Source organism: Polynucleobacter sp. UB-Tiil-W10, assembly GCF_018881605.1.
Lineage (GTDB): Bacteria > Pseudomonadota > Gammaproteobacteria > Burkholderiales > Burkholderiaceae > Polynucleobacter.
The window spans coordinates 123,022-135,631 of the sequence record NZ_JACVPZ010000001.1 but is presented as its reverse complement, the minus strand read 5'-3'; the positions used below and the strand labels follow the sequence as shown (position 1 = coordinate 135,631).

The following is a 12,610-nucleotide window of genomic DNA, read 5'->3' as shown; positions in this document are numbered from 1 at the left end:
ATCATTATTATTGGTGTTAATGAACTTTGCTGATCGGTAGCGCATGGGAAGCTTTAAACAAGACCTTCAAGAGACGTACTTGGGTATTTCTGAGACTGTTCAGGAGAAGTGGGCTGACTTTACCCAATTTTTACAAGAAGCATGGCCACTCCTCATTCTCTTGTTATTGATCCTAATGGGTATCTGGTGGTATGCAGATCCACCACCTCCAAGTCGCGTTCAATTAGCCACTGGATCAGCTGGTGGCTCATACGAGGCGCTTGGAAAAAAATATGCCGAATATTTTGCAAAGAAGGGCGTCACTCTAGAACTCGTTAGCACTTTGGGTGCCCAAGAAAATATCGATCACCTAGTTGATCGTAATGATCCTGTGCAGGCTGCTTTTGTTCAGGCAGGAATCGTTCACGGCAGCGATATAAAGGGGGTTCAATCTCTTGGTGCGATTGCTTACGATCCAGTCTGGTTTTTTTATCGTGGCCCAGAAGTGAAGAATGGTGATTTAGAGGCGCATAGAGGCGACTTCAAATACTTTACCTCCAAAACAATCTCTGTTGGCATTAAGGGCAGCGGTACCTATGCGCAAGCAATGAAGATTTTGGAGGTATCCGGATTTGAGCATCTTCCCCACTTTGTGAATTTGCCAGGGGCAGAGGCAGTAAAGGCTTTGAAAGACGGGGCGATTGATGGTACTTTTATCGTTGACGCCTATGACGCTCCAAATGTTCAGACCTTGCTAAATGATCCGGCTATTCATTTAGTTACCTTTAAGCGTGCAGAGGCTTATGCCAAAATCATTCCGTATATGCATATTTTGCAAGTACCCCAAGGCTCATTTGATCTGAACCGAAATTTCCCACCTCAAGATATAAAGTTACTTGCTACTACTACGAATTTATTAGTAGATGATCGCATGCATCCAGCAATTCAATTTTTATTCCTAGAGGCTGCTCGTGAAATCAATGGACGTGGATCATTCTTTGCAGAGCGTGGTGAGTTTCCCTCCTTCAAGGATTCGGTCTTGCCAGATAGTCCTATAGCAGTGCACTATGAAAATAATCGATATCCGCTCTTATCAAATTATGTGCCATTCTGGTTGGCAGAATTCATTAATCGACTTGTTTTCATATTGCTGCCATTCTGTATTCTTGCTTATCCTATCTTGCAAGCTTTGCCTAGTTTTCGTGCAAGGCGTATGCAAAACAAGATTACCCGACTGTACGGGACTTTAAGAGGGTATGAGCAAGAGTGGCTTACAAACTTTAACCCCAACATGAGGGATGAATATCTGAAGAAGTTAGATCTTCTAGAGTTCCAAGCCTTAAATATCCAGATCTCAAGACGTCTCTCCAGCGATTACTATTCCTTGCGCACTAGCATTGACTATGTGCGTAATTGCTTAAATAGGGGGATGCACCCCTATCAATCTGAGGATATAAATACCAATAAACCTTATTAAATTCATTGCCTTGGTTGAATATGGCTTGGGTATATGATCTAAATGAATTGAAAGATTAATATCCTTTTATGAGACCTTACGATCATCCTTCTAGATTAATCTTGCATGAAGAAGTTCATGCTCGACCTCCAATTCCACTATGGCCAAATGAAAGAGTGATATCACAATCCTTTCTATTGGATGCTAGTGCTCGTAAACAGCAGTTACAGTGGGTTCAAAGGCTTAGCAGTGCATTAGGGTGCACCCCTAATCGAGACGACCACTCTTTTATGACTCTGACTTTAGCTCCAGAACCGGAGAGGGTTTTGGTGAAGTGGGAGCTGCATGGGGAATTTGCAACCATTGCGGTAATTGTTCATAACAAGCAAAAGACTAACGAGCCTTTACTAAAGTCGAGATTGGAAATTGAGCGTGAATTAGATTCGCTATTCAAGAGCTTGGGTTGCTCAACGATTTCTGAAGCTGGCGGGCAAAGAATTTCTGCCTTAGATTTGGTATTTGAGCATCGACCACTGATTTCTGATGCACAAGAAGTGTCTGAAATTTTTAACGGCAATACCGTTTTGGGTAGCTATATCCTCTCTAGTAAAAGGGCTCAGTTATGGACTGACCTTCAGCTAGATCAAGATGGGTTTATCTCCTTTTTTATGCCCCATGACTTATTGGGATCAAGGCAGTTAGGGCGGGTAGCTAGGGCACTGGCGGAGGCTGAAACTTACCGCATGGTTGCCATGGTTTCATTTCCTGTGGCTAAAAGTCTTTCCCTACCCTTAAGGGAGGCAGAGTCTGAATTAGCCGCTCTATCTGAAAAGATATCTCAGCTTCAGGCAGAGTCAGGTGTGAATACTAAAAATGACGGGATTTTTCTAGAAGAGCTTTCTCGTTTGGCCTCTCGCATTGAACAATGGATATCAGGATACGGACTTCGATTTACTGCATCAGAGGCCTATAGTCAGCTCCTGTCAAAAAATTTGCTGGAGTTAAGTGAGTCATCAATTCCAGGGGTGCAAACATTATCTGAGTTTATGGATCGGCGTTTTCAACCTGCCATGGGAACTTGTATCTGGACGCAACGACGTTTGCGAGAATTATCTGACCGTATTTCTAGGACCACGCAAACCCTCAGAACGCGTATTGAGTTTGTGAATGAGGAGCAAACGCAAAAATTACTAGCTAGCATGGATCAACGGGCTAGATTGCAGCTTAGACTACAAGAGACGGTTGAAAGTTTGTCGGTATTGGTCTTAACTTATTATGCGGTTGGTTTATTGGCATATATCGTTAAAGGTGGCAAAGAAGCTGGGCTTGATATCCACCCAGAGATTATTGCTGCCGTAGCAGCCCCCTTAATTGCTATTATTTTCGTGGTGATCAGTCGACGTAGGCGGCATCGGTAATCATCGTGACTTGGAAATTGGTGTAAATAAAAAGAGGCCCAAGAGCCTCTTTTTATTGAGCGCAAAGACTTTAGCCCAAACTATCAGCCCAAATGTTGTGGGCCCAACCCCAGGCATAGACGCCTTCTAGGGTGGAAGGGGCAGGAGATAGTCCTCCCGATCCCGGAACAGGCTTGAAGGTTTTCTCAGTGGCGTTGTATTGATGGACGCTAGCGACGTGAACAACTTCCCGGTCATTCACAAAGCTGTAGCAGGTATTGGTTAGCACTGGAGCAGGGTTCACTTCCCAGCCGCTGAGTTCTGCCACGATGGCAGCAGCAGCAACTTTGGCGTGCTGGTTAGCCATATGTCCCGATTTAGGCATTGCATAGGCGACTTGAATTGAATCTCCTAAGACATGAATATCCTTCTGCGCAGTGGATTCAAAATTTAGGAAATTGACATTCACCCAGCGGCCATTGGAATTTGCTAAGCCAGTTTTAACGGCAATCTCACCAGCGCTCATTGCGGGCAGAAGATTTAATACATCTGCCTTGATGTCATCTTGCACTTCAAATTTGATGGTTTTTGTTTTTGCATCTACAGCAGTGACATTGTATTTTGGTAAATACTCAATCATTCCTGGATACTGCTCTGCCCATACTTTTTTAAACAGCGCACCTTTAGATGTGACATCTTGGTTGGCATCCAAAATCAGAACCTTTGATTTTGGTTTGTTCTGCTTTAGATAATTTGCTACTTGGCAGGCACGCTCATAGGGGCCAGGAGGGCAGCGATATGGCGCTTCCGGAATGCTGATGGCAAAGGTGCCGCCATCCCGCATAGAGGCAAGTTGCTTATGTAAGGCAGTAGTTTCAGGACCTGCTTTCCAGGCCTGCAGAGTAACGCCTGCTTTATTGGCTTGAGATAAGCCTTCGATGCTGTTCATCATCAAAGTTACACCGGGAGAAACAATTGCCTTGTCATAGCGCAAGGTTTTTCCAGAGGCGAGCTTGACTGTTTTCTTATCGGGATCCATGCTAGCCACGCTATCTTGAATAATCTTGATCCCATGGCGTTTGCTAAGGTTGTCATAAGAACTGGTAAGTTCAGATAAGGTGCGTGAGCCACCCACAACTAAGTTTGAGAGTGGGCAGGAAATAAAGGTGGGGTTTGGTTCAATCAAAGTCACCTGAGCGGTGTTGTTAGAAAACAGACGTAAATATTTAGCTGCAGTAGCACCCCCGTACCCGCCACCAATGACAAGTATTTCTGCTTTCGGTAAGCTGGCTTTAGCTTGGCCTGAGAAGCCGGCTAGTAAGCCGAGGGCAGCTGCGCTGTTCCCAATAAAGTGTCGACGATCCATGATGTGCTTCCTTATTGTTTCTTGCCAAGTTGATTGGCGATGGTTTCGAGTTGCTCGTCTGTGTAGCCCTTGGTTAATTGGGGCATGATGGTGCCTTCACGTGCACCAGATTTAAATGCTTTCAGTTGAGCTAGCATTTGTTCGCTAGTAAGGTTATTGATCAGCGGCATTCCGCCATCAACGACACCCTTACCATCGGTTCCATGGCAATTGGCACAGGTAGCTGCAAGGCTGCGTTTATATAAATTGCTCGCATCGGTATTTTGGGCAAGAGCGCTTCCGCTCCAATAACTTATGCCAATATAGATTGACAATAAGACTGCGGGTTTTAAAAGCTTTGCTCGCATAAAGTCTGTCTCCGTTCAGAATATTTCTGGGTAATGAATTACGTATTGCGTTGATAGCATCTTAAACAAGAAGGCGCTGAAATAGGGCACTCATTTCAGATGTATTTTTCATAAGCTCATTCAAAAATCCAGTTACCGCTATTTATATTCAAGTTTCTAGTAAGCCCTATAAACTATAGGAATGCGAGCTTCATTTTCTTACCGTTCAGCCTTATTGATAGTCCTTTTAGGTGTATTTACCTACCTTTATGGTTTGGATAGCCGATTTGCGCCTAAAAATGGAGATGAATACCCCTATATGCATATTGTGCGGATGACGGCGGATTCGGGTCACTGGTTACCGCTTCAATCTGAAATGGATGGCATCAAAAACACCAAGCCACCCCTTATTTTTTGGCAGGGTATTGCGAGCACCCATTGGGCAAGCGAATGGACTCTCGCGAATTTACGTTGGCCTAGTGTTTTGTATACCGGGCTAACAGCATTTTTCTTATTTTTAGCAGTTCGTCGGTTTAGTGGCAAAACACAAACTGGAATATTGGCTGCCTTGGTTTGGCTTTCCTTTTTTGCAACATATCGCTATGGTCGACCATTCCTAGCCGATCCACCCGAAGTATTTTGGATTTCACTCCCATTTTTAGCAATCTTGTATTGGGGTAGGTGTGCATTTGAGTCCAAATTCTTTTTTCCACTCATGGCAGGAGTTTGTTTTGGTCTCGCCTTATTTGCAAAATCGTTTGCCTACATCGTTCCTGCCTCATTTGCCTTAGGGCTGTATTACTGGCGCTGGCGGCAGTGGAGTATTCCCAGGGTCATTATTCAAGATCTATATAAGTTAATCATGATTGCTGTACTTGCCCTTGGCGTATTTGCCTTGTGGTTTGCCATGGACCCCAATCCAGAAGCTGTATGGAAAGAATTTGTATTGGGTGAGAATGCGGGTAAATTTGCGGCGCGTCAGTCAAGTTATTTGATGGATCTAGTTCGAGGTGGTGACAGTATTTGGCTTTTAATGCTGACCACGATAGCCAATGCAGGCTTATTTAGTTTTGTCTTGATTTCTAGCTTGATGCAGTGCTGGCGTACACGTCGATTTCTGAGTTTGGAAGAGGTTCTGCTGCTGCTATTAATTGCAGCATTCTGGATTGTGTTTAGTTTGCCTAGCCAACGCTCGGGCCGCTATCTTTTGCCAGTGATGCCAGCATTTGCAGCATTGATCGCTTTGTCTTGGGATAGATTGCCCTTGTGGGGATTTCGGATTGCCTTGCTCTTGCAGTTGTTGGTGCTGTCGCTACTGCTCTGGATAGGCATAAATCTTCAGTCCTCGCAATGGATGGGTGCTACAGGCTCATGGACTTACTCTTATTGCCATTGGATTCTCATGGCGTTTGGAATATTGCTTGTCTTGTTTGGTTTGGTTAAGCGAAACTTCACTAAAACCCTCTCTTTAGCCGCTTGCTTTCTGGTTTATTGTGCTTTGACGAGTAGCCTTGCTCCCTTAGAGGGGCGCTTAGGGCGCTATTCAGCAGAAACCATTGCTCAGTTGCAAGATAAGGATGTTTGGGTTCCTTGTGACTATCGTGCCAAGGATGAGGAATATCGTTTGTTGATGCCGGGAGCAAAACTACATGGTTATTTAGCCCAAGATGCTAGTGATGTTACATCCCTTACATCGGCTTATCCTTTGGTAGCAGTGCATGCTCCATTGGGTGTGCAGCCAACACTCTGCGATTCTTGTCGGATCGTTGGGCAGCGAATGGAAATGAGGGCGCGCCACACTAATGAAGAAATTACTGAGATGCTAATGGGGCAGATAGGTAAACATTTATTTGTAAATGAATATTTGGTTTCTACACCAGCACCCATCCCCAATTTATCAAATCTGAAGGATGTTTGTAGATGAGTCGTGTCATTGCCCTTTGTTTTCTGTTGCTTGCTGCAGTGATTGGCTTTCTGCATATTGATAGTCGTCCTGCTTGGGCGCCATTTGCGGTTTCGCCTTTTCAAATAGATGACGGGATTGAAGAGTCCGCCACTGCTAAAACAAAAGGTGAAATAAAGACTGGCATTCCAGTGCCGCAATCCAATTGGTTACCAGATACAGGCGCTGCCTCAGTTCATGCGGCATCATTGATTGCCCTCAAGGATGGTGCAGTGAGGGCATTTTGGTTTTCTGGTAGTCGCGAAGGTGCCGCGGATGTATCGATCTATAGCTCTGTATATGACTCGAAATCTGCCGAGTGGAGTGCGCCCACCGTTGTCATGGACCGCATTAGTGCAGAGAAGGGTCTTGCACGCTACATCGCCAAGCTAGGCAATCCCGTGCCTGCAAGACTATCCGATGGACGACTGCAATTATTTTTTGTGACCGTTTCTATTGGCGGTTGGGCTGGGAGCTCAATTTCTACGATGACTTCTGATGATGAAGGTTTGACATGGAGCAATCCACAGCGCTTGATTAGCTCCCCTTTGTTGAACTTAAGCACGCTAGTGAAATCGCCGAGCGTTCTGTTTGCTGATGGCCTCTTAGGTATGCCGGCCTATCACGAATGGATAGGGCGCTTTGGTGAATTCTTGAGGATAGATGCAGGGCAAGTAATTGATAAGCGTCGCATGAGTTCTGGTCGTAGTGCAATTCAGCCACTCGTATTTGTAAATGATGCACAGGATGCTAGCGCTTATTTTCGTCAAACGCGTAGTGCAGGTTTGCCAAAACAAATACCAGTTAGTCGAACCCAAGATGCTGGTCAAAGTTGGCAGCAGTCAGAGGATTTGCCGATCGCCAATCCCAATTCAGCGGTTACTGGACTGATTCTAAAAAATGGTGCACGCGTTTTGGTTCTCAATAATATTGAATCTGGCCGATATCGCTTGGTCTTGCTAATGAGCGATACTAAATCTGGGCAGTGGCAAACCGTCGAGGTCTTAGAGGATGACGAGGCATTACCTGATGCTCAACGTAAAGAATTCTCCTACCCATACTTGCTTACAGTTAATGGCGATGATGCCCATTTGGTATATACCTGGCACCGTAAAAAGATTCGCCATCGCTATTTTTCTGGCGCTTGGCTAAAGCACGCTTTCAGTAAGTTACAGTCAGCAGAAGTGGATGCTCCACATCAGGAGGCGCAATAATGAATTCTTTAATGCAATCCTTGGTGTTGATTGAGTTATCCCTAACGTGTGCAGTAGCGTGTACTTGGTTATTGGAAAGGTTTTCTCCAAATAGCTTTCCATTTTTCGTAAAAGCATTTTTAGTGCTTCTGATTGGCAATATTTTATTTTGGCCCATGGGTATGAATTTGCCCTTAGTTGCTTACATTCGTGGCGCAACTGGCGATCTGAGTATTGTCTTGTCTCTACTGTTATGGAGTACATTGCTGCCATCGTATAAACCCGTGCCGTTTGCGTTTAAATTTGCAGTGGCAATCATCTCTTTATGCTTTTATCCATTCGCCTTAGGTGCTGGGATGATTGATCCGTATGCATGGGGATATGGATCGATTGCATTTCTAGTGACAGCGCTATTTTTTGCCCTGGTCTGCGGATTGGCAAACTGGAGTAAGGGCGTTTGGATCATAGCCATCGCCATCATTGCCTGGGCGGCCCATTGGCATGAGTCGGCTAATCTTTGGGACTATCTGCTTGATCCGTTCTTGGCTATCTGGGCTTTGTTCGCCTTTGTTGGAATGATTCGCAGAAAGCGTCGGGAGAGGGCTCGCTCTGGGTACTTATTCAGACCAGGTTAATACATAGCCCAGCTCAATAGAGTACAGAAACAAAAAAGCCAGCATCATGCCGGCTTTTTTGTTTGATGCGACTAAAGCTTAGTCTGCAATATTGGACTTACGAATGATCGGTCCCCATCTATTAATTTCAGCCTCCAGATGTGACTTGAGTCCAGTTGGAGTCATCTTATCTGGAGAGACGATATCAATATTGGCATCCTCTAATCGTTTTCTCACATCAGGAGTATTGAGTGCTTTTTTCAAGGCAGCATTTAATTTATCCAAGATAGGCTTAGGAACGCCTTTTGGTGTGTACATGCCATGCCAGACTTTCACTTCAAAACCTTTTAGACCTTGTTCATCCAAAGTCGGGACGTTAGGAATTGCAGGTAAGCGCTTTAAGGTAGTTGTTCCGAAAGCCTTGACGCGTCCATCCTTGATGTAAGGAATGGTTTGGGTGGTTTGATCGCAAAGTAAATCCACTTGGCCGCCTAGCAAATCAGTAAGTGCGGGTCCAGTGCCTTTGTAAGGAATGTTGGTTAGCTTGACACCCATGCGACTCTGAAACAAGAGTCCGCAAAGTTGAGAAACAGCGCCAGGTCCTGCATTAGCCATGGTGACTTTGGAGCCGTTCGCTTTGATATAGGCTTCGAGCTCTTTAAAGTTGTTGGCTGGCAAATCTTTTTTGCCTAAGAGCACCATTGGTACGTCAGCCACTTGGCCAATATAGTCAAAGTTTTGCAAAGGATCATATGGCAGCTTGTCATACAGTGCATTTGCTGTAGCCATGCCCATATGATGAAGGTAGATGGTGTAACCGTCAGGAGCAGCACGTGCAACCTTAGTGCTAGCAATGGTTCCACCGGCACCGTTGACGTTTTCAACAATCACTGTTTGGCCGAGCGATTGACCCATAGGAACTGCAATCAAACGAGCAACAGTATCGGTTGGTCCGCCAGCAGCAAAGGGAACGACTAAGGTGATTGACTTAGTAGGCCAATTGTTTTGAGCGAGGGCGCTAGTACTTAGAAATGCGCCAGCCGTGAGGGCGGCAGCGATTCCTGAAAATAAGAATTTCTTCATTTGCATCGTGGTCTCCATCTTCTTTTTATGTAGACCAATTTTGCCAGTTTTAGAACTTATTTGCCTTTAATAACCCTAGTGTTTACCAGTAATTGCCAGGGTTCTTTGGGCCAAGAGAACAACTGGTCGATCAATCATGCGACCATCTAGCTTCACAGCACCACCTTTGGAAGCCTTATCGGCTTCAATAACACGGTGAGCCCAAGCCAACTCTTCCTCTGTTGGGGTAAATGCTTTGATGACGATTTCTACCTGCTTAGGATGAATGCAGAGTTTCCCACCAAAGCCCATACGTTTTGCGCGCTCAGCATCATCAGTGATGCGCTCAATATCATCAGTAGATGGCGTAACCCCATCAATTGGAGGGGCAATCTGCGCAAGGCGAGAGGCTAAGACGATTTGATAGCGTGCAGTTTGTAACTCTGTTTCTTGACGGTCACACACCATACCTAGATCGGCCTGTAAATCTAAATTACCTAAAGCAAGTCGAATCACTTGATTAGAGTTTGCAATCTCTTTTAACTGATCTAAGCCAACCGCAGTTTCAATCATGGGAATGATTGCGGTATTGGGAAGTATTAGGGCGGCGCCATTAACTTGGTCACACGATTCACTTTTTGGGATTAATAAGCAGGCAACTTGAAGCTCCTGAGCCAAAATTAAATCTGCAGCGTAATACTTGCTACCGGGTGAGTTTGTGCGAATCACTAGGCGTTTCTTTTGCTCGGGACTAAAACTAGACCATGCAGTTCGAATAGCATCGCGTGCAATGACTTTATCTTCTTGCGCAACAGCGTCTTCTAGATCTAATACAACTCCGCTTGCACCACTATCCAGGGCCTTCATAAAACGTTCTGGACGAGTGCCCGGTACAAATAGAAAGTTAGTGCTAAAGCCTAGTGGTGTTTCGAGTGGATTCATATCAACTTAGAAAATAAGAGTTTTTTGTTAAGCAGCTGATGCGGAAGAAAGTAAAAAACCTATCTTGGCTTGTTTGCGGATATTCCACAAGAGATCAATTGCTTTACTCATCTCTGCTGGACTTGCGCCACTGCTAAAGGCAGCAAGACGCATTGCCTTATCGGTTATCTCTGCGCGAGACAGGGTATTTCCAGGATCACCCTTGGGTTCATCTACGCGACCATCCAGAATTTGCCCATTGTTTAAATAGACTTTGACTTTACCGATCCAGCGCTGTGGGTAGGCGCCATCCACTTCGGGATCTAGCGTCATGGAGACACGCTCACGGAATGCACAGATTTCATCATCATGAAAGTGTTGATCAAATTCTTGCAAGCCAGCAAATTGATAATGTGCCACTAAAGCTAGGACCGTTCCCATGGAGAACTTAGATTGATGCACGGTGGCAGGGTCAGTTACCGGACCCAATACATCAATAGCGCCTTGGTGAACCAAGGTTTCTACTTTGGCAATATCCTTAGGCGATAAATTGTTTGCCAACATTACTTGAAGAAGGGCATCGGCTGCAGGATGTGTATGACGACATGAAGCGTAATACTTAAAACTCGTCTCCGCCAAAGCCCAGCGACTTCCTAAACGGTCAACCAATCTGCTTGGATCACTATCGCTTGACATGCCTGCTGCTAAGCCCTGCTTGCCTTCCAGAATATGCTCTGCCCCTGTAAAGCCAGTTTGTGCAATGTAGGCGGACATTAATCCAGCAGAAGCAGCATGTGCCGTATGGAGTTGTTTGGAGTCGGCGGCATCGCGGAGAAATTCCCAAAGACCTGCTGACTGTGTGCCGGCAGAACCCAAGGCATGCAGCATTTGCTCGGGCTTGAGTTTGAGTAGGCGCCCAACCGCTGCTGCTGCCGCTAATGTGCCAGCAGTTCCCGTTGTATGAAACACCTTGTAATGAGAGCGACCTAAAAATTCGCCAACCCGAATACCGACTTCGTAACCCGCTACTGCAGCAACTAATAAATCTTCGCCAGAGGCGCCAATGGCTTGAGCACAAGCTAGCGCAGACGGAAATACGACGGTTGCTGGATGAAAGACCGAGCCATTGTGAACGTCATCTTGCTCTGCTACGTGAGATGCGGCAGCATTGGCCATGGCTGCTAAAAAAGGGCTGGAGGTTTTACGAGAAACCAAAATCTCCGAAGGGCCAGAATGTTCCGCATCAAAGCCACCCATATTTTGTGCGAACTGCGTAATGAGCTCTACTGGACGGGAGCCCTTACCTGCAATAGCTGAACCAAACCAATCGACCAATAAGTCTTCGGCCCGATTCATAACGTCTGCAGGAATATCTGCAGCCTGAAGATTAGCTGCAAAACTGGCTAGCTCACGAGAGAGATGTTGAGTTGTCATAAATAAAATGTGATTGATTAATTTAATACAGCTGTGGCTTGCATAGTGAGCCAGCCTTCGTGATCTTGTGCCCAAATGGAGATTGTTTTTCCACTAGGATCTTTTTCTAAATCTGGCTTGGCATTCACTGTGAAGACATTGATATCAAAAGTGGGTCGGATCGCTCGGAACTCAAAACTCTTGAGCGTGCATCCTGGAATGCTTTGACGCACCAAATCAACGAGTAGGGTTGCTATCAAGGGGCCATGAACGATTAAACCTGGATAGCCTTCAACCTCGGTGACATACTTGCGATCGTAGTGAATACGATGACCATTAAAAGTCAGTGCTGAATAGCGAAACAGCAACACATCATCGGGCGTAATGGTTTTGCTCCACTGAGCATCAGTAGGCGCGAGAGTTGGGGTGACAGGCTTGTCATCTGGCCCTGGCGCATCGCGATACACAATGTCATGCTCTTCAATAATCGCAAGACCATGTTGGTTTGAGATCTTGTGATTGACTAATACGAAAATCAAATCACCAGTGCGACCTGCTTTATGGGTAACAGATTCAATAGTGGAGATACGCTCAATCTCATCTCCAGCGGTAAGCGGCTTTAGCCATTCAATGCGGCTGCCCGCCCACATCCGTCGTGGCAGTGGTACCGGTGGAAGAAAGCCACCCCGTTTCGGGTGACCATCAGGCCCAATTTCGGATTGGCGAGCATGCGGAAGAAAGTACAGCCAGTGCCATAGCTCGGGTAAAAAAGTACCTGTACTGGGCGCAATGTCATCGCGATCTAAGGTTGCCGATAGTGCACGTACAGGCGCTGCTGTGACGGTGTCTTGAAGTGACTCGGTTTTACCAAGCCATTCCTGCAGGTGGGTAATAGTTTGAGGTTCGATTCGCATGAGTTCCATTATGCCAATCTTGTGGAA

At 45.7% G+C, this 12,610-nt stretch carries 11 protein-coding genes; 5 read left to right on the top strand and 6 right to left on the bottom strand.

The window, feature by feature from the left end:
- The first annotated feature begins 43 nt into the window (after positions 1 to 43).
- Positions 44 to 1,456 carry a TAXI family TRAP transporter solute-binding subunit gene (locus tag ICN33_RS00585; protein ID WP_216193549.1) on the top strand — a complete coding sequence of 471 codons (1,413 nt, stop codon included), beginning with the start codon at positions 44 to 46 and terminating at the stop codon, positions 1,454 to 1,456.
- A 68-nt stretch (positions 1,457 to 1,524) separates the two neighbouring features.
- The gene (locus ICN33_RS00580; RefSeq protein WP_216193548.1) at positions 1,525 to 2,853 is read left to right on the top strand and encodes a DUF3422 domain-containing protein; all 1,329 of its coding nucleotides are present in this window, start codon (positions 1,525 to 1,527) and stop codon (positions 2,851 to 2,853) included.
- Between the two features lie 70 nt (positions 2,854 to 2,923).
- Here the strand turns inward: ICN33_RS00580 and ICN33_RS00575 are convergent, their stop codons facing one another.
- Positions 2,924 to 4,198: an NAD(P)/FAD-dependent oxidoreductase gene (locus tag ICN33_RS00575; protein ID WP_216193546.1), complete on the bottom strand. Its 1,275-nt coding sequence runs from the start codon at positions 4,196 to 4,198 to the stop codon at positions 2,924 to 2,926.
- 11 nt (positions 4,199 to 4,209) lie between these two features.
- Positions 4,210 to 4,545 (bottom strand): c-type cytochrome, encoded by a 336-nt coding sequence (locus tag ICN33_RS00570; RefSeq protein WP_216193545.1) that lies wholly within the window; start codon positions 4,543 to 4,545, stop codon positions 4,210 to 4,212.
- A gap of 181 nt (positions 4,546 to 4,726) precedes the next feature.
- Here ICN33_RS00570 and ICN33_RS00565 point away from each other — a divergent pair, with 181 nt between their 5' ends.
- Genes ICN33_RS00565 through ICN33_RS00555 form a run of 3 tightly spaced genes read left to right on the top strand, consistent with a single transcriptional unit; the run spans position 4,727 to position 8,294 of the window.
- On the top strand, positions 4,727 to 6,448 hold the full coding sequence (locus ICN33_RS00565; RefSeq protein WP_216193543.1) for a glycosyltransferase family 39 protein: 1,722 nt from the start codon (positions 4,727 to 4,729) through the stop codon (positions 6,446 to 6,448).
- The gene (locus ICN33_RS00560; protein ID WP_216193541.1) at positions 6,445 to 7,680 is read left to right on the top strand and encodes an exo-alpha-sialidase; all 1,236 of its coding nucleotides are present in this window, start codon (positions 6,445 to 6,447) and stop codon (positions 7,678 to 7,680) included. The genes ICN33_RS00565 and ICN33_RS00560 overlap by 4 nt, the downstream gene beginning before the upstream one ends.
- Positions 7,680 to 8,294, top strand: coding sequence for a hypothetical protein (locus ICN33_RS00555; RefSeq protein ID WP_216193539.1), 615 nt, complete (start codon positions 7,680 to 7,682; stop codon positions 8,292 to 8,294). Before ICN33_RS00560 ends, ICN33_RS00555 begins: the two co-directional genes overlap by 1 nt.
- Positions 8,295 to 8,372: 78 nt before the next feature.
- On the opposite strand, the gene ICN33_RS00550 is transcribed toward ICN33_RS00555, so the two are convergent.
- The 4 genes from ICN33_RS00550 to ICN33_RS00535 form a co-directional block, all read right to left on the bottom strand.
- A complete protein-coding gene (locus ICN33_RS00550; RefSeq protein WP_255530806.1) occupies positions 8,373 to 9,356 on the bottom strand; it encodes a tripartite tricarboxylate transporter substrate-binding protein in 984 nt (327 codons plus the stop codon).
- Positions 9,357 to 9,431: 75 nt separating this feature from the next.
- Positions 9,432 to 10,277, bottom strand: a complete 846-nt coding sequence (locus ICN33_RS00545; RefSeq protein ID WP_216193536.1) for a CoA ester lyase — start codon at positions 10,275 to 10,277, stop codon at positions 9,432 to 9,434.
- A gap of 27 nt (positions 10,278 to 10,304) precedes the next feature.
- Positions 10,305 to 11,690, bottom strand: coding sequence for an MmgE/PrpD family protein (locus ICN33_RS00540; protein WP_216193534.1), 1,386 nt, complete (start codon positions 11,688 to 11,690; stop codon positions 10,305 to 10,307).
- Between the two features lie 17 nt (positions 11,691 to 11,707).
- Positions 11,708 to 12,592 carry a MaoC family dehydratase N-terminal domain-containing protein gene (locus ICN33_RS00535; RefSeq protein WP_216193532.1) on the bottom strand — a complete coding sequence of 295 codons (885 nt, stop codon included), beginning with the start codon at positions 12,590 to 12,592 and terminating at the stop codon, positions 11,708 to 11,710.
- Positions 12,593 to 12,610 lie beyond the last annotated feature (18 nt).